Raw genomic sequence first — 18,326 nt, forward strand, 5'->3', positions numbered from 1 at the left:
CGCGCTCAGACTTGTTCAGTCTTGCTCAGTCCTGATTTGACGGATCAGCCGCCAGCGGGATGCAAACGGTGAATTCAGCGCCGCCATCCGGGCGGTTATTTGCCACCAGGCTGCCATTCATGGCTTGCACGATGGACGAAGAAATCGCCAGGCCCAGACCCAGTCCATGCCCAATCTCCTTGGTGGTGAAAAAGGGTTCAAACAAATGCCCGGCCACATGCTCGGGTATGCCAGTGCCAGTGTCTGTGATACTGATTTTCGCCATTCCCTCTACATTACTAAGCTGGACTTCAACTTCCTTGACGGGACTATTTTCCACCGCATCCAGGGCATTGCGTATCAGGTTGATCAGGACTTGCTCTATCCTGACTGTGTCGCCCAGCACTTTGACGGGTTCGGCCACGCGCACATGCAAGTTAACTCCACGCCTGTCAGTTTCGCTACGCAATAAGCTGACAGCAGACTGGATGGCCATCTGCACATCGACCTCGGCAATCGCATTCGGGCTTTTCCTGGCAAAGCCTTTGAGTTGGGCAATGATGCTACCCATACGTTCGCTGGCATGGCTGATATGTTCCAGGTTAGCCAAAGCCTGCTCTGCCTTGCCGCGGTTCATGAAAGTGATGGCGTTGTCGGCAAAGGCGCGTATTGCTGTCAGTGGCTGGTTCAATTCATGGGTGATGCCGGTCGCCATCTGGCCCAGCATGGCCAGTTTGCCAGCCTGCACCATTTCATTTTGGGTAGAGCGCAACAGGGTTTCCGTATGCTTGAGTGTCAGATAACGGTTTTCAAGTTCTGCGTTTGCCTGCGTCAATTGCTGGGTGCGCTCGGCAATATGCAGCTCCAGTTCATCCGCTGCTTTCTTCAAGGCATGTTGTGCCAGCCGCCCCTCCTCCAGCCTGCGGCGACGCTGATCAAGCACGGCTGCAAAGGCCAGCGCGATTCCCAATATTAAAGCCACTACCAGGGCTGATTGCAAACCCGCCCGCGTGACTTTGCCCTGATCGGGAAATAACATTAACTGCCAGTTTAGTCGCCCTATCGGCCTTTGCAAATATTCATCAAAGCCTTTTTTTTCTGCCAAAGGCAACTCGGAGATTGCTTCTATATTTTTTCCACCATATTGCAAAGTCGTCTTCAAATCTTGCTGCACTGCTGGCGACAGGCTTTGCAAGCTATGGTATTTCCAGGAACCGCGATTACTCAGGAAGACGACGCCATGTCTGTCACTGAGTGCAATGGGTTCTTCGCTACTGCCCCAGGCTTGCTCAAATTCGTTGAGAATGATTTTGACGGCAATCACCCCTATCGGTGCCTGCGTCCCCCGTTTGCTACCAGGTGGATAGACAGGCTGGGAAATAAAATAGCCTGGGATATTCGTGGTATTGCCTATCGCATAAAAATGACCGGGCCTGAGCTGCTTCAGTGCTTCAGAAAAATAAGGTCTGAAGGCAAAATTCTGTCCCAGATAAGTTTGTGCAGTATTCCAGTTACTGGCGGCGATAGTATTGCCCTGCACGTCCATGAGATAAATCGCCGCTACCTTGGCTTGCTCAGCCAGCTCTTGCAAACTCAGGTTCAGGGCTTGTATCTGACTGGCATCGTTCTTATGCAGCAAAGCCTCTGCCGTCAGTGGCAGATAAGAAATGGCAAAAGGCAGGGTTTCATAACGCTCCAGTACTGACTCAATATCAAGAGCGATGATCTGCAATTGCCGGTCTCCAGCCTGGCGGTTATTTTCCCTGGCGATGCTGGCAGCGACAAAATAGCTGGCCAGCACCAGCGCAATGCTCACCACAGCCACGCAGATAAAAATCAGGCGTCGTTGAAGGACACTGTCAGTACGCGGCGCCGTCACAAGTACTTACTTATAGATACCGCAGTTGATAACAATGTCTTCATACTTTTCAAAGTACATGGATTTTTGCTCTATTTGTTTAGACACAGGATTAACGAATTTATAGTCTTGCCAGCCTTTACCCTTGGTCTTGGCAAGCTCCATGCGCTCACGCACAAACAGCTTGCCATCGGCATCTTTCAAATCCATCAAGTCTTTACCCTGCATCTTGGCATTGGCACCGTGAGCCAGGTTCTTGCCATTCATGTCATTGATGGTGACATACAGGTCACGATCGCGGAAAGGCCCCTGCAGATTATTCACGTCAGCAAAAGTCTTGTCTCTGCCATTCGCCTTGATACTGGCGATCACTTTTTGCACCATGGCGACTGCCTCGGTTGCCGTGCCATGAGCACTTTGCGCGTGACTGGACGCGCCCAGCAAGAAAACCAATCCCGCTACTACAATTCGTACGAATTTCAGCATGATGTCTCTCCTTATGATTTTTATGGGCGCGTCCGTGTTTCTACTTCTTACTCCTTACTTCCTGCCTCCAACTTACTGCTCAATCTACTGCCGCCATCTTCAATTCATCATTGTGATGTCTTTGCTGCTCTTCCATGACCAACTGTCCCAGCTCACGTTTCAAGGCATTGAAGCCGGTTGAGGAAGGATCACGTGAACGTGGCAATTCAACGATCAAATCCTTTTTCACCGTACCTGGCCGGTAAGTCATGACGATGATACGATCAGCCAGATAGATTGCTTCTTCTATACTATGTGTCACAAAGATGATGGTTTTCTTCAGTTCTGACCAGATGCGCAACAACTCGTCCTGCAAGTTACTGCGTGTCAGGGCATCCAGTGCACCGAAGGGCTCATCCATTAACATAATAGGCGAATCCAGCGCCAATACACGGGCAATTGCAACGCGCTGACGCATACCACCGGACAAGTCCTTGGGAAAGCGTGCCTTGAAATCACTCAGACCCAGCATGGCCAGCAGGCTGGCGACTCGCTGCTGGATTTCTGCCTTGCCCATGCCCTTGATTTCCAGACCAAAGGCAATATTCTGCTCGACTGTCATCCAGGGGAAAAGTGCATATTCCTGGAACACCATGCCACGGTCAGGGCCGGGAGCATTGACCTTTTGACCATTGGCAATAATATGGCCGGAGGTCGGCAAGGAAAAGCCAGCAATAGCATTCAGCAAAGTCGACTTGCCGCAGCCCGATGGTCCAAGCAGGCAAACGAACTGGCCTTCCGGTATCTCCAAATTGATATCGCGCAAGGCCACGACTTCTTTGTCAGCGGTCTTGAAGATCTTGTTCACGCCTACGATGTCAATATGGGTAGGGTTCGTTTCAATATGAGTAGAGTTCATTTCAATTCTCCAGTCCACGGTGCCAGCGCAGCAAATAATTATTCAGTTTATTCATGGCCAGATCAATTGCCAGACCCAGCAAGCCTATGCTCATCATGCCCGCGATAATCTTGTCAGACCAAAAATACTCGCGCGCTTCCAGTATGCGGAAGCCCAGGCCGTTATTCACGGCGATCATTTCGGAGACGATGACCACGATAAAAGCGGTCCCGATACCAATGCGTACACCAGACAAGATATAAGGTACAGCTGCTGGCAGCATCACGCGTACAAACATGGTGGTCTGGCTGGCACCCAGATTACGGGCAGCCCTGATATAGATACCATCCACATGGCGGACACCGGCGATGGTGTTCATCAATACCGGGAAGAATGCGCCTATCGCGATCAGGAAAATGGCAGGCGGATTACCCAGGCCGAACCAGAGTATCGACAAAGGGATATAGGCAATCGGCGGTATCGGACGCAAAACCTGGATCAGGGGATTCATCCAGGCATACATTCTTTGACTGGAACCCATGGCCAGACCCAGCGGCAAGGCCAGACCTGCACCGACCAGAAATCCCACCACCACGCGGTACATACTGCCCATGGTGTCGCGTATCAATTCTCCTGAAAAAGCCCAGGCCAGCCAGCTGGTTGTTGCTGCATCCCTGGCTTCATAAGGTGAGGCATACTCTATCCATTTTTTTACCACGGCCAGTGGTGTCGGCAAGACCTGGGCATTGACCAACCCCATCGTGGTCACCGTATGCCAGATTGCGATCAGAATAACGGGCACGATCAGCCCCGCGCCAATTTCACGCCATTTGAATTTCATGATTTTTCCTTCAAGAATTGAAGAGCCGGGTGAGCAGAATTTGCTCAGAAAAGCGGGCTCACCCTTTACTCAAGCTAAAGACTTACTAATGCTTACTTGATGCTTATTTTATGTTGAGGCTTTTCTTGGCTTGTTCCAGAAGATCGGTTTTTACCCAATCCTTGGCGACGGGTGGCTTGGCCATTTTGCCTACGCCATATTTTTGCATCAGATCAGTGGTGATCTGTATGTGCTCTGCCGTCACGTCATAGGTATATGGCGAGTTTTCTATGGCATTGACGAAGTCTTCATGGCTGACCTGACCCTTGAACATGTTTTCACGCACATATTTCTCGGCCAGTTCTTTATTGTCGATAAAGGTCTTGGTGGCCTCAACAAAACAGCGCATGAATTTTTCTGCGACCGGGCGACGCTCTTTGTAGAACTTCTCGGTCATGACCATGGTACGCACAGGCTCACCTATGGGAGTGTCATAAGGCTTGATGATTTCATTGCCAAAGCCCTTGTTGATGGCCTGGGAAGAATAAGGTTCGGATTGCATGATGGCATCGATGTTCTTGCCCAGCAAAGCCTGATTCAGATCAGGGAAACCAAGGTAAATGATTTGCACATCCTTGCCTGGCTGGTCAGAATATGTCAGGCCGTTTTGTGCCAGTTCAGCGGCCAGCAAGATATCCTGAATACCGCCACGGGTAACACCAACTTTTTTGCCTTTCAAATCTTTGACAGTTTTCATGCCCAGATCGGCACGGCCAACCAGGCGTGCGCCACCTTTGGCAAAACCGGCAACCAGATAAATTGGTGTGCCGCTGGCACGGGCAGAAATCACCGCTTCAGAGGACACAGCGCCAACATCAAGCTCACCGGCGATAACGGCTTGCATGGCATCAAGACCTTTGGCGAACACGCGCTCTTCTACCTTGATACCGCATTTGGGTGCGATTTCCTTGATATAGGATACCGCGCCATAGTGGGCAAATTTCAGATTACCGAGGCGCACGACTTCCTGTGCCTGGGCTACGCTGGCAAACAAGCCTGAACTAATAACACTGGCAAGCAAAATCTTTTTAAACATTGTTGTCTCCTGAATGTGATTTGATTTTTTCCTACGCGTACTGATTAGCAGGTATTGTGCCAGCATCAGAATTTAAGTAAACAACTGATTTTATTCAGGTTTCTATGCAGAATGTAGCTGGCTTGATGCGAAAACCCGGATTAACTGCGCTGCGCATTCCGTGTTTTCGCACTTACAGTCTGCGCTGACCGAACCCGGATGTCAGCGTAGAAACTTGCCGTCCTTGCCTATCATCGTCAAATCCACAAACTCACTGCCACTGTGGTCACGCTCACTATAAGTAACGGTGATACCACCCAGATCGACCTTGTGCATGGATTCCAGTGCGCGTATCAATCCATCCCGCGTCAGGCCCTTACCCGCACGCTTCAAACCTTCGACCAGCAATTTGGCAGAGACAAATCCTTCCATCGCAGCATACGAAGGTGCCACGCCATTATCCTTGGCAATGGTTTTGAATTCCTGCCCCAGGATACTCGAGACCAGGTGCGGTGCGGGCATGATTTGCGAAACCATAATACCTGTCGCCACCGGCCCCAGCGAATCGATAAAGGATTGCGACGCATTATTCGACAGCGTCATGATTTGTATGGTACTGCCTTTGGCACGCAGGCCACGGATAATGTCAGTGACCGTGGCTGCAGAACCAACGACGATAAGTGCCTTGGCCGGGGATTTGACAACATCTTCAATCACTTTTGGCACATCTGGTTTTGCCCTGTCATATTTACTGAGCAGGGAAGGCTTCAATTTGAAGCTATCCATCGCGGTGGTAAAACCAGCAAAACCGTCGCCACCAAAAGTATCATCAACATGGACGATGGCAATGTCTTTCAAGCCTATGGTAGAAAACTGTTCGACGGCTTTTTTTACTTCATCCTGGTATTTGGCCCTGACGTTAAATATATAGCGGTTGACCGGACTATGAAATACCGCGGCCCCTGTGCTGGGAGCAATCAGCGGCACTTTGCTACTGGCAAGGATAGGCAGAATGGCCTGGGTATGCGGCGTGCCACGACACTGAAACAGGGCAAAGACATGGTCTTTCTTGATCAGCGCCTCGGCATTGCTGGCGGCGATGGCAGGATCAAACTTGTCATCGACGATATGCATCTCTATCTTGCGACCATGCACGCCACCGTTTTTGTTGATGTGATTAAAATAAGCCGCAGCGCCAGCATTCATTTCCTTGACTGGCCCGGCAATTTGTCCGGTCAGGCCTACAGTTTGTCCTATCAGTATGCTATTGTCAGTGACGCCCTCTTCTGCCTGGCTATAGCCAGAAAAAGCAAGCAGGGTGCACAGGCTAAGTATGCGTGGCAAGCGCCAGGCACGATGAAGTCGACTCATGATTGTCTCCAGATTATTGAGCGTCTATTTTTAGAATCTGCGACAAAACTCAGCTGTCATGGCGATGTGTCCATGTCATCTTGATTTTGTGGCAAGCTCTGGGATAGCACTCTTATTAGCAGACTTCATACCAAGCATGAATGAAGGCTGGTAGACTCGTTTTAGCCTATTTTGTAAGCAAAATATATCCGTAATATCCCTCACGCGTCTGGAAATTCGCACAAGCATTCACAATAATTCTGAAATTCCAGAATTTCAAGTGTAAATTTAAGATGATCCTCCTGCCAGAATGTGTGAAATGCCTGAGTCTGCAAGCAGTTCAGGTAAAATGCCTGCTACTGAGCTACTACTGCTGCCTGTGACAGACAGCAGTGAGCGCCGCCCTATTGATTTTTTCTTAAGAATTCCTAAGCAAACATGCTCGATAACCTTACCCAGCGCCTCGCCAAAGTCGTCAAGACCATGCGCGGCGAAGCTCGTCTGACTGAATCAAATACCGCTGACATGTTGCGTGAAGTGCGTATGGCCTTGCTGGAGGCCGACGTTGCCTTGCCAGCCGTACGTGAACTGATCGCCCGTGTCAAAGAAAAAGCCATGGGTGAAGAAGTCATTTCTTCCCTGACTCCAGGTCAGGCTTTGGTTGGCGTGGTGCAAAAAGAACTTGCTGCCCTGATGGGTGCCGACCTGGGTGAAGAAGCATCCCAACTGAGTTTCAACTGCCAGCCACCAGCCATTATTCTGATGGCCGGTTTGCAGGGTGCGGGTAAAACCACGACCGTCGGTAAGCTGGCCAAGTATCTGAAAGAGCAAAAAAAGAAAAAAGTATTAACCGTTTCCGCCGACGTTTATCGTCCTGCCGCGATAGGTCAGTTACAGACCGTGACAGCACAGGTTGGTGCCGACTTTTTTCCATCCCTGCCAACTGACAAACCGGTAGATATCGCATTGGCTGCGCTGGATTACGCAAAAAAACATTACCACGATGTGTTGATTGTTGATACTGCTGGTCGCCTGGGTATAGATGAAGCGATGATGCAGGAGATTGCTGCTGTTCACGCCGCCATCAAACCGATAGAAACCCTGTTCGTGGTCGATGCCATGCTGGGTCAGGATGCCGTCAATACCGCCAAGGCATTTAATGATGCCCTGCCTTTGACCGGTGTGGTGTTGACCAAACTGGATGGTGACGCACGCGGTGGTGCGGCCCTGTCGGTACGTCATATCACCGGCAAACCGATCAAATTTGTCGGTGTAGCTGAAAAACTTGATGGCCTGGAATCCTTTGATGCCACTCGCATGGCCAACCGTATCCTGGGTATGGGCGACATCCTGGCGCTGGTGGAATCAGCGCAAAAAGGCATGGACGTGGCTGCGGCACAGGATCTGGCGCACAAGATCAAGGATGGCGGCAAATTCGACATGAATGACTTCAAGATGCAAATTTCGCAGATGAAGAATATGGGTGGGTTGTCGAGCCTGATGGATAAGCTGCCAGCACAGATGCAACAAGCCGCCAGCGGTGCGAATATGGATCAGGCTGAAAAACAGGTGCGCCGTATGGAAGGCATGATCAATTCCATGACGCCACAAGAGAGATCCAAGCCAGAATTGATCAAGGCTTCGCGCAAACGCCGCATAGCAGCAGGTGCTGGTGTACAGATACAGGAAGTCAACCGCATGCTGGCCCAGTTTGACCAGATGCAGTCCATGATGAAGAAATTGCGAGGTGGCGGCATGATGAAGATGCTGCGCAGCATGAAGGGAATGATGCCGGGCAAGCGTTGAGTTTTGCCAGATTCAGCTAAAATTTTCGCAGTATTTCTGTTCGCATTTCTCTCTATGAAAAAATGCCGGATAGCAGCCAAAATGGCGCTAATCCGGCATTTTTTTAGACTTAAATCCAACGACAGGCAAATTCCTGCACTTTTTCATGAAATTCCAGCAAAAAACACTTGCATCCCTGTAAAAACCGCACCACTATTAGCGATGCGTGAAGTGACGCAATGCAGGAGCTTTTCAAAACGATCAAAGCTCCGTCCACGAAATTTGTGAAGGAGGCTATTTATGGCAACAGCACCAAAAAAACCAGCAGCAAAACCGGCAGCCAAACCAGCGGCTAAACCAGCAGCAAAAGCAGCAGCTCCAAAAGCTGCAGCAGCGAAACCTGCAGCAAAAGCAGCAGCGCCTAAAAAAGCCGCAGCCGCCAAACCAGCAGCAGCACGCAAGCCAAATGCAGCGTTCATGAAACCTATGACTATCTCCCCAGTTCTGGCAGCAGTCATCGGTTCCGCAGCAATTCCTCGTACTGAAGTCACTAAAAAAGTATGGGAATACATCAAGAAACACAAACTGCAAGATGAAGCAAACAAACGCAACATCAACGCGGATGACAAGTTGAAAGCCGTTTTCGATGGCAAAAAACAAGTGTCCATGTTTGAAATGACTAAACTCATTTCCGGTCATCTGTCCTGATTTTTTCAGGAAGAGATTCCCGAAGTTGCTTTGGGAAACTTAAGGGAAGCAGTTAGTCCCATCCCAAACAAAAATGCCCGCATCGCGCGGGCATTTTTGTTTTTAAACCCAGAAATTCAAGGGCAGGCAATTAATGGCTTCGAAGCCGAGCAAGCTTAAAATAAGCTGGGCAAGCCTGTGGTCAGCATACAGATTAATTGATAAAATATTCAATCCCTGCGATGCTTCCTGCGAATAAATCAGATAGCGCCCGACCTTGAGGTTACAGTTACGTCCCTGGTGCTAGCGTAGCTGCTTGCTATATTCTTTACCTCATCCGCATGTTGCGTCAATAAATACCCAACAAAAATGGAACCCGCTTTATGCTACGTTGCATCCTCCTCCTGGCTGTTACTCTTATTCTGTCCGCTTGCGCCAGCGGTCACACGAAATTCTACAAATCATATGCAGATGCGAAGACACTGACAGATGTGCAAACACTGTCGCCGAATGACAAACCCCAAATTTTTGCGTCAGACAATCTGGCAAGAGATATCAAGATAGCCCGCTCAAAAGGCTATTTAGTTATTGGTGAGTCTTCCTTCAACGGAGAAAAAGAATCAGACCGCGGCATCATTCAACAGTCCCAGCAAAATGGCGCAGTCATGGTCATCTTCTCTTCCAAGTTTGCAGAAACAAGAACTATTACGACACCTCTTTTCTTGCCCAACAATAAAACTACTTATTCATCAGGAACGGTCAATGGCACCGGGGGCAGCGCCAATTATTCTGGTTCAAGCACCACTTATGGAACTACGGTAGTCCCCATCACGACTGAACAGCAACGGTATAACCAGGCAGCCATTTACTTCGTCAAGTCGACAAAAAAACCACGCGTGGGCTTGTTCGTCGTCGATCTGACACCTGAGATCAGAAAAAATCTGGAACGCAACACCGGGGTTATCGTTGATATTGTGTCAGAAGAGTCGCCCGCTTTTATAGCGAATATTTTGCCTGGTGACATCATTATCGAAATCAATGGAGCCACGGTAATCAATACCAAACATGCCCTTGAACTATTAAGAGCAACTACCCCGCCTGGCGGAAAGTATACTTTGAAGATCATAAGAAACGGTACTGAACGTCTCTTTGATATCAATCTGCCTGCTGGCTAAATCCTTGCGAGTACGCTTCAAAAATTGAAAACCTGCCTCAGATGTGCGTTTACATCCCAGGCAGGTTTTTTCATCGAAACAGGCGAATTTTCCTGACGCGCAATGTAACAGGAATGTTGAGTGTAGGCACAGGCATTTTTTCTGCTTTTGAATTCGCATTAAAATTTGACACAAGCGCCAGGCACAGCGGGCAGCTCATTGCCCAGAATTTCACCCGGTTTGCGATGTGCTATGCAATAGGTGCCATAGGGCGTCGTGACTTCCGACACTGGCCTGCCATCACCAAGAATCTGCACTTCATGTTTATAGCTGTCACGCATAATGGCAGATGCTGATTTGACCGCTGCACCAAATTTCCCCATCGCTGAGGGTGCTGCTTTAACACTGACCTGGTCGCGGTACTGAAAGTCTTTTCTCAGTCCATTGAAAATCTCCCGCGTGTCACGGGTAATGGCAATTTCAGTTGAGGGACTTGTCAGCTCTTTTTCGGCTGAATGAGTCGATGCTTGCTGGCTACTGACAACCACCTGGTCAGCGGCACTGATAGCTGAACTGTGTCGTGGCGCTGGCATGGTTTTGCTCTGACGGGATGGCTCAGTCAAATCCTGCGTAGCTGGTGAACGTGGTGCCAGTTTCTCTTGTCCAGGCTGTTTCAAAAAAATCAGGTTGGTATCGCTGCCATTGCTGTCACTAATTGCCTGCGTCAATTCATCCCTGTGCATCGCTTTCAAGCGCGGCCACAGCATATACAAGGCGGCGTGAAACAAGAGGACTCCAAACAATATACGCCATTCATTGCCTTGAGCAAGCGGGCGATAAGACACTGCCAGCATGAATCTGCCCTCGCCTCAATAACTGCCACAACTGACAGTCTGTATGCCAGGCGCCTTGGTGATATCCGCACCGGGTTTTGCACCTATCACACAATAAGAACCTGCCGGCGTCGTGACCTTGGTCATGGCTGTGCCATCTGACATGATGATGTTCTTATAGCTGGTGCCACGGGGACGTGCAGCGGCGGCAACGTTAATACCAAATTGCACCATGGATGATTTCTCTGGCTTGATATCGGTCAGGATGCGGTTGGGCATTTCGCGTTCTACCTGCTTGATGACTTTGCTGATGTCACGCTGGATGGCAACAGGCGACTCACCAGTTAATACAGGCGTGCTTGCTTCAGTATTCGTGACCGGGATGGGGCTTACTGTAGTGCCAGGACCTGTATCACTGGTAACCGGTATGTTGGGAGTATCCGGCACGAGCGGTGTACGGGGTTTAAGTAGCGTCGGCATCTGACTGGGTGGCGTCGCTGGTTTTGTCACAGGTACAGGCTGTTCCGGCTTGGCTTGCACCGGAGCTTCCAGCATGCGAACTGCAAAAGCCAGTGGCGCGCTGATCTCATGTTTATGCCTGACGAGGCTTGGCCAGAGCATGATCAGCAAGACATGGGCAAACAATACTGTCAGCAGCAATTGCCAGCGTGAGCGCAATAGCTTGCGCCAGTCTTTGCTGCCAAATTCTTCTTGATAAAAGAGAGCCTGCATGTCGGGTCTTGGTGTATTTCTGAATATGATCGAGCATTCTGGAATGCCCGATCATACTTGACCCGTGATTTATGCAAAGGCCTATTCTACAAGCCCAGGAGTAGCGTCAATTGCTACCTGAAGAGTGATACAGATTTTACTCAGTAAATGAATCAGCTGTTGAATTCCCAATTCTTCCAGTTGGACAGTACTGCCTTGGGATATTCAGGACGGCCACGGCTACCGTTATAACGGCCCAGAGCAAGATAAAGATCGCCCTTTTCCATATCGATATACAGACGCAAAATAGAGCAGCCATAACGCAGGTTTGTCTGCATCTGGAACAGCTTTTTCGCATCGCCGTCACCAATCACGCGCGACCAGAATGGCATGACCTGCATATAGCCACGCGCACCGACGACAGAAGTCGCATATTTGCGGAAAGCCGACTCTACCTGTATCAAACCCATGACCATGGCGACATCCAGACCAGCGCGCTTGGATTCATACCAGATGGCGTCCAGCAATTCCTTGCGGGTCTGCAAATCAGGTATGCGGCGCTTGAGGCGGGTCGCCATTTCTCCCTGCCAGGTCAGGTATTTGATACGTTCTTCTATGCTGGCAAACGTAGGTTTGGGTGGCGTGGAATCAGAAACGGCTTTAGCCAGCGCAAGACGCACAGAGTCTGCCATGGCTTCTTCTTTTTGATTACCGGCTTGCGCAGGTAAAGCAGAAAAAACCAACAGGCAGATCGTCGCATGAAGGATGGATTTTTTCCATCCTTCACATATAACTCGTGTGACTTGCATGGCTTGCAAATCAAACTTGCTGCTACCGCTCAATCTTCCTTTGCACCAGACGCAAAAGCGCAAGAAAAAATACTTCATCCTGCTGCTTATTTAGCTGCCATCTTGGCCTGGATGAAGGCCAGCATTTCGGCCACAGGCACATTGCTGGCTTCGGTATCGCGACGGCCCAGATATTCAAGCTTGCCTTCTTTGAGGCCACGGTCGCCAATGACGATGCGGTGTGGCACGCCTATCAGTTCCCAGTCGGCAAACATGGCACCAGGACGTTCGCCACGGTCATCCAGTATGACGTCGATGCCAGAAGCCAGCAAGGCGTGGTACAGGGATTCCGCCTCAGTCTTGACGGCTTCACTGCGGTCCATGCCCATAGGACAGATGACGACTTCAAACGGTGCAATCGCCGTTGGCCAGATGATGCCTTTGTCATCGAAGTTCTGTTCTATCGCTGCGCCCAGAATGCGGGTGACTCCTATGCCGTAACAACCCATTTGCAGCAATTGCGGCTTGCCATTTTCATCAAGGAAAGTGGCTTTCATATCGTCGGAATAGCGGGTGCCGAGCTGGAATACGTGACCCACTTCGATGCCGCGCTGAATTGCCAGTACGCCCTTGCCATCTGGAGATGGATCACCAGCGACTACATTGCGCAAATCAGCAACCACAGGCTCAGGCAGATCGCGACCCCAGTTGGCACCGGTGAAGTGGAAATCAGCTTCATTCGCGCCACAGACAAAGTCGGTCATGTTGGCGACGGTTCTGTCAGCCACGATATTGACTGGTTTTATTGTACCTATAGGGCCGAGGTAACCTGGCTTGGTGCCAAAATGCTCGACAATTTCAGCCTCGGTAGCAAAGCGGTAGTTGGCCATGCCTGCGATCTTGCCTGCCTTGACTTCATTGAGTTCATGATCGCCGCGCAACAGCAAGAGCCAGATTTGCGCCGCTTTGCCGCTGTCTTTTTCAGCATCAACTGCAAGCACGATGGACTTGACCGTGGTTTCCAGTGGAATATTGAGCAATTGCGCGACATCTTCACACTTGGCTTTGCCAGGCGTGGCAGTCTTGGTCAGCGCAGCGGTAGCGGCTGGGCGACTGGTTTGCGTAGGCAATGCTTCTGCCGCTTCCATATTGGCAGCGTAATCAGAAGTCGGGCAATACACCAGCGCGTCTTCACCGGTGTCGGCAATGACGTGGAATTCATGTGAGCCAGAACCACCAATCGCGCCGTTATCGGCAGCTACCGCACGGAATTCCAGGCCAAAGCGCTGGAAGATGCGTGTATAGGCGTCGTACATGATTTCATAGGACTTTTGCATGCCTTCGACATTACGGTCAAAGGAATAAGCATCTTTCATGGTGAATTCACGACCACGCATGAGGCCAAAACGTGGACGGCGTTCGTCACGGAACTTGGTCTGGATGTGATAAAAATTCACCGGCAACTGGCGGTAAGAGCGAATTTCTGTGCGTATGACGTCAGTAATCGCTTCTTCAGAAGTGGGCTGGATGATGTAATCACGGCCATGGCGATCTTTGACGCGCATGAGTTCTGGCCCCATCTTGTCCCAGCGGCCAGTTTCTTGCCAGAGTTCTGCTGGTTGCACGACGGGCATCAACATCTCGATCGCGCCAGCGCGATTCATTTCCTCACGAACAATATTCTCTACTTTGCGGATGATGCGCAAGCCCATGGGCATGTAGTTATAGATACCGGAACCGAGGCGTTTAATCATGCCTGCACGCATCATCAGTTTATGGCTGACGATCTCGGCATCGGCAGGAGCTTCTTTCAGTGTGGAAATAAAAAATCGTGTAGCACGCATGACAGTGATTCTTTTTAAATGGAGGGTTATAATCAACTCAATTTTAAAGGATTAGCTGGCTAATGCGCCCACTCTTTGCACATTTGATGAAGGAAACTGCGATTTGTTCGCCTCCCAGGGGGCTGTCCGTCGAAAAACGCGGTATTTTGCGACGAAACAAACGCTCTCTACGCTATCTATTGCAGGAGCAAGCCGTTTAGCCACAGAAAGTTTTGAGGTTGAACATGCTGGATCGTGAAGGCTTCCGCCCTAACGTTGGCATAATTTTGCTAAACGCCAACAATGAAGTCTGGTGGGGAAAGCGGGTGCGCGAGCATTCCTGGCAATTCCCCCAGGGGGGCATTAAATATGGTGAGTCACCTGAACAGGCGATGTTCCGGGAACTCGAAGAAGAAACCGGCTTACTGCCTGAGCATGTCAAAGTCATAGGGCGTACCCGTGACTGGCTGCGCTATGAAGTGCCGGATCATTTTATCAAGCGTGAAATCCGCGGGCATTATCGCGGGCAAAAACAGATCTGGTTTTTGTTGCGCATGATAGGCCGTGATTGCGATGTCAATTTGCGGGCCAGCACGCATCCTGAATTTGATGCCTGGCGCTGGCACGACTATTGGGTGCCTCTGGATGTGGTGATTGAATTCAAGCGCGGTGTGTATCAATTGGCTCTGCAGGAATTGTCACGCTATGTACACCGCAACGAGCACCCCAACTCCAGTCGCAACCGCTATTTGCGTAACCAGCAGCAGTCACAACAATCGCAGCAGTCGCAAAAAAGTCAGGATTGCAAGAAAACCGAGCCGGAAGAATCGAAATAATTTATGTTGAATAAAAAACTAGCTCATATCATCATTTCCCTGGCACTGCTGCCTGCCAGCTTTGCCCATGCGGCAGAGCCTGATCTGGAAGAAGATGACAAGGAATGGCGCGAAGTTGCCCTGCAATTGCCAGAGGCACCAAAGGCTGAAAACCTGTTAAATTTTTACAAGAGCCCTACCCAGTCTTTTGCGATTGACACTACTTCTCTCATCGTAGCGGCAGACGGCACTATCCGTTATAGCCTGGTTGCGACCAGCTCTGGCGGTGCCAAAAATATCAGCTATGAAGGTCTGCGCTGCCAGACATATCAGGTCAAGCTGTATGCCTTTGGCAGACCTGATGGCACATGGTCACGCTCGCGCCGCAACCAGTGGGATAGCATCACAAATACCGGTGCCAACAAACAGCATGCGGCCTTGTTCTCTGACTACTTCTGTGAAGGCAAAACGATAGCTGGCAAAGCCAGTGTCCTGGTGGATAAGCTGCGCGGAAAGAAAATGACGTATTATTGATTTTACGCTACGCACATGAAAACAGGCACTCAAGAGTAAATTGAGTGCCTGTTTTTTTGTCCAGATTTACAGTAAAACCAGATTGTCGCGGTGTATCAGTTCAGGCTCTTCTACAAAACCAAGTATGGCCTCAATCTCGGTTGAAGCATGGCGCTTGATACGGCGTGCATCTGCACTTGAATAATTGCTGAGACCACGGGCTACCGGTGTACCCGCTTCATCACAGCAGGTGACCACAGCACCACGACTGAATTCACCTCGCACATCAAGTACACCTATGGGTAACAGAGACTTGCCCTCACCGGTCAGTTTTTGTACTGCGCCGGCATCCAGTACAACCTGGCCAAGAGTCTGCAGATGATCCATCATCCATTGCTTGCGGGCCGCTACCGGTGCCATTTGCGAAATCAATTGCGTGCCTATGGCCTCGCCCTGAGCCAGACGCAGCAAGACGTTCTCTTCACGTCCCCAGGCAATAACAGTATGTGCACCAGAACGGGCACCACGCTTTGCCGCCAGTATCTTGGTCAGCATGCCGCCACTACCAAGGCTGGAACCTGCACCACCAGCCATGGCCTCCAATGCGAGGTCACCCGCCCTGGCTTCATGGACGAAGCTAGCATTCGGGTCTTTGCGCGGGTCAGCGGTGTACAAGCCCTTTTGGTCAGTCAGGATGATCAAAGCATCACCTTCGATCAAATTGGCGACCAGGGCACCCAGGGTGTCATTATCACCAAATTTGATTTCATCAGTGACCACCGTATCATTTTCATTGATGATGGGGACTATGCCCAGGCGTAATAAAGTAAGCAAGGTGGAACGTGCATTCAGATAGCGTTCACGGTCGGCCAGGTCAGCATGCGTCAATAAGATTTGCGCCGTGCCTAGCTGGTGCTCGCGAAAACTGCTTTCATAAATTTGTGCCAGGCCCATCTGGCCTACGGCGGCACAGGCCTGTAATTCATGAATGGCTGTCGGCCGCTTGTCAAAACCCAGGCGTTGCCGACCTTCGGCGATAGCGCCAGAACTGACCAGCACTACTTCCTTGCCCATGGCACGCAAGCCAGCAATCTGGGCAGCCCATTTGGCAATGGCTTGCTTATCCAGACCCTTACCGTCATTGGTGACCAGGGATGAACCCACTTTGATAATCAGACGTTTTGCTTGCTGAATGACAGATTGCATAAATAAGTGAAAATGTGATTTGGTGATATTGCTGCGTAAAGCGGCAAACAAATCAAAATTATACTTTATATGGATACTATCATTGCAATCTAAATTTAATTCATATTTAAAAGCCATATTCTACTTTTTATGAGATTTTTATTATTAAAAAGAAATTATTTTGATATAAAAAATAAACATTGATAGTCAATTCTTCGCAAGTACCAAGCAGTTGATGGGTTGTTGATGAACAGGAGATAGCAGACGAAAAAAAACCTGGCTTTCACCAGGTTTTTTTAATCTTCTTTAGTCTTCTATTACTTTAAAACGCGGATCATCCGGATCAATGGACAAAATGCCCTGCGCTTCTTCTTTCATCGTGGTTTCTTGCGAACGCTGTTCATGCGTACGCTTTTCTTCCAGATATTTATAGATCTCAGTCACCAGCTCTTCACAACCTTCGCGATTCAGGGCGGAGATTTCAAAGACCGGGCCTTTCCAGGCAAAACGCTTGATGAAGTCTTTAACCTTTTTCTTGCGCTCATCTTCGGTCAGCACGTCGAGCTTGTTGAGTACCAGCCAGCGTGGCTTCTCATACAGGCTTTCATCGTATTTACGCAATTCCTTGATCAAGGCCTTGGCTTCTTTGACGGGATCAACAGCTTCATCAAACGGTGCCAGATCAACAATGTGCAAGAGCAAGCCTGTACGTTGCAAATGCTTCAGGAACTGTATGCCCAGGCCAGCGCCATCAGCAGCGCCTTCAATCAGACCAGGAATGTCGGCGATAACAAAGCTTTTTTCATGACTGACACGGACCATACCCAGGTTAGGATGCAGGGTCGTGAAAGGATAATCAGCGATTTTCGGGCGCGCATTCGATACCGCAGTAATGAAAGTCGATTTACCAGCATTTGGCAAACCCAGCAAACCTACGTCAGCCAGTACCTTCAATTCCAGGCGCAATTCGCGACGTTCGCCTTCTTTACCATCAGAGCGCTGACGAGGCGCACGGTTGGTGGAAGTTTTAAAGTGGATATTACCCCAGCCACCCTCGCCGCCTTTAACCAGTTCAACTTCCTGGCCATGTTCAGTCAGATCAGCGATGACTTCATCGGTATTTCTGTCGCAAATCTGGGTGCCAACCGGCATGCGCAGACGGATATCATCAGCGCCTTTGCCATAACAGTCTGCACCACGGCCATTTTCACCATCTTTGGCTTTGTGCAATTTGGAATAGCGATAATCAACCAGGGTGTTGATATTACGGTCAGCAACTGCCCAGATACTGCCACCACGACCACCATCGCCACCGTCAGGGCCGCCAAATGGGCGGAATTTTTCACGGCAAAAGGATGCCACACCATTGCCACCATCGCCGGCGATTACTTCGATACGGGCTTCATCAATAAATTTCATTTTTACCACCTAAAAAAGCTTGTATAAATTTTTGTAACCTGATGGAACAATAAATTTATACAGGATTTCTTCAAATTAAAAGGGCCAATACCAAACTGCCCATGCAGAGTGTTGCTTACGGAGAGGTGAGCTTGCGGTAAAGGATTGCCGCAATGAACTGGAACGGAG

The 18,326-nt window shown here is 49.8% G+C and carries 17 protein-coding genes; 5 read left to right on the forward strand and 12 right to left on the reverse strand.

Going from position 1 to position 18,326, the window contains the following annotated elements; translation table 11 throughout:
* Window positions 1-25 precede the first annotated feature (25 nt).
* From DFR42_RS12040 to DFR42_RS12065, 6 genes are all read right to left on the reverse strand, one after another.
* Window positions 26-1,858 (reverse strand): sensor histidine kinase, encoded by a 1,833-nt coding sequence (locus DFR42_RS12040; RefSeq protein ID WP_110255228.1) that lies wholly within the window; start codon window positions 1,856-1,858, stop codon window positions 26-28.
* Between the two features lie 6 nt (window positions 1,859-1,864).
* Window positions 1,865-2,323 carry a cache domain-containing protein gene (locus DFR42_RS12045; protein ID WP_110255229.1) on the reverse strand — a complete coding sequence of 153 codons (459 nt, stop codon included), beginning with the start codon at window positions 2,321-2,323 and terminating at the stop codon, window positions 1,865-1,867.
* A 79-nt stretch (window positions 2,324-2,402) separates the two neighbouring features.
* On the reverse strand, window positions 2,403-3,221 hold the full coding sequence (locus DFR42_RS12050; protein ID WP_110255230.1) for an ABC transporter ATP-binding protein: 819 nt from the start codon (window positions 3,219-3,221) through the stop codon (window positions 2,403-2,405).
* Between the two features lies 1 nt (window position 3,222).
* Window positions 3,223-4,041: an ABC transporter permease gene (locus tag DFR42_RS12055; RefSeq protein ID WP_110255231.1), complete on the reverse strand. Its 819-nt coding sequence runs from the start codon at window positions 4,039-4,041 to the stop codon at window positions 3,223-3,225.
* A 103-nt stretch (window positions 4,042-4,144) separates the two neighbouring features.
* On the reverse strand, window positions 4,145-5,116 hold the full coding sequence (locus DFR42_RS12060) for an ABC transporter substrate-binding protein (protein WP_211324283.1): 972 nt from the start codon (window positions 5,114-5,116) through the stop codon (window positions 4,145-4,147).
* A 201-nt stretch (window positions 5,117-5,317) separates the two neighbouring features.
* Window positions 5,318-6,466, reverse strand: coding sequence for an ABC transporter substrate-binding protein (locus DFR42_RS12065; protein WP_110255232.1), 1,149 nt, complete (start codon window positions 6,464-6,466; stop codon window positions 5,318-5,320).
* Between the two features lie 417 nt (window positions 6,467-6,883).
* Between DFR42_RS12065 and ffh the strand changes: the two genes are divergently transcribed.
* The 3 genes from ffh (at window position 6,884) to DFR42_RS12080 (ending at window position 10,092) form a co-directional block, all read left to right on the forward strand.
* Window positions 6,884-8,251: a signal recognition particle protein gene (gene ffh / locus DFR42_RS12070; RefSeq protein WP_110255233.1), complete on the forward strand. Its 1,368-nt coding sequence runs from the start codon at window positions 6,884-6,886 to the stop codon at window positions 8,249-8,251.
* Window positions 8,252-8,530: 279 nt separating this feature from the next.
* Entirely contained in the window at window positions 8,531-8,938 is a 408-nt protein-coding gene (locus DFR42_RS12075) for an SWIB/MDM2 domain-containing protein (RefSeq protein WP_110255234.1), read from the forward strand.
* Between the two features lie 362 nt (window positions 8,939-9,300).
* Complete coding sequence (locus DFR42_RS12080; protein WP_110255235.1) at window positions 9,301-10,092, forward strand: PDZ domain-containing protein; 792 nt, start codon at window positions 9,301-9,303, stop codon at window positions 10,090-10,092.
* Window positions 10,093-10,250: 158 nt separating this feature from the next.
* Here DFR42_RS12080 and DFR42_RS12085 read toward each other — a convergent pair whose 3' ends face one another.
* From DFR42_RS12085 to DFR42_RS12100, 4 genes are all read right to left on the reverse strand, one after another.
* The gene (locus tag DFR42_RS12085; RefSeq protein ID WP_110255236.1) at window positions 10,251-10,925 is read right to left on the reverse strand and encodes a hypothetical protein; all 675 of its coding nucleotides are present in this window, start codon (window positions 10,923-10,925) and stop codon (window positions 10,251-10,253) included.
* 15 nt (window positions 10,926-10,940) lie between these two features.
* A complete protein-coding gene (locus DFR42_RS12090) occupies window positions 10,941-11,636 on the reverse strand; it encodes a hypothetical protein (protein WP_110255237.1) in 696 nt (231 codons plus the stop codon).
* Window positions 11,637-11,788: 152 nt separating this feature from the next.
* Window positions 11,789-12,307, reverse strand: a complete 519-nt coding sequence (locus DFR42_RS12095; protein WP_245936958.1) for a lytic transglycosylase domain-containing protein — start codon at window positions 12,305-12,307, stop codon at window positions 11,789-11,791.
* Between the two features lie 203 nt (window positions 12,308-12,510).
* Window positions 12,511-14,247: a proline--tRNA ligase gene (locus tag DFR42_RS12100; RefSeq protein WP_110255238.1), complete on the reverse strand. Its 1,737-nt coding sequence runs from the start codon at window positions 14,245-14,247 to the stop codon at window positions 12,511-12,513.
* Between the two features lie 224 nt (window positions 14,248-14,471).
* Between DFR42_RS12100 and DFR42_RS12105 the strand changes: the two genes are divergently transcribed.
* Both DFR42_RS12105 and DFR42_RS12110 read left to right on the forward strand, forming a co-directional pair.
* Window positions 14,472-15,062, forward strand: coding sequence for an RNA pyrophosphohydrolase (locus tag DFR42_RS12105; RefSeq protein WP_110255239.1), 591 nt, complete (start codon window positions 14,472-14,474; stop codon window positions 15,060-15,062).
* A 3-nt stretch (window positions 15,063-15,065) separates the two neighbouring features.
* Complete coding sequence (locus tag DFR42_RS12110) at window positions 15,066-15,575, forward strand: CNP1-like family protein (protein ID WP_110255240.1); 510 nt, start codon at window positions 15,066-15,068, stop codon at window positions 15,573-15,575.
* 66 nt (window positions 15,576-15,641) lie between these two features.
* Here DFR42_RS12110 and proB read toward each other — a convergent pair whose 3' ends face one another.
* The gene (proB, locus tag DFR42_RS12115; protein WP_110255537.1) at window positions 15,642-16,760 is read right to left on the reverse strand and encodes a glutamate 5-kinase; all 1,119 of its coding nucleotides are present in this window, start codon (window positions 16,758-16,760) and stop codon (window positions 15,642-15,644) included.
* Between the two features lie 285 nt (window positions 16,761-17,045).
* Window positions 17,046-18,158, reverse strand: a complete 1,113-nt coding sequence (gene obgE / locus DFR42_RS12120) for a GTPase ObgE (RefSeq protein WP_110255241.1) — start codon at window positions 18,156-18,158, stop codon at window positions 17,046-17,048.
* Between the last annotated feature and the right edge of the window lie 168 nt (window positions 18,159-18,326).

Origin of the sequence: Undibacterium pigrum, assembly GCF_003201815.1 — a bacterium.
Lineage (GTDB): Bacteria > Pseudomonadota > Gammaproteobacteria > Burkholderiales > Burkholderiaceae_D > Undibacterium > Undibacterium pigrum.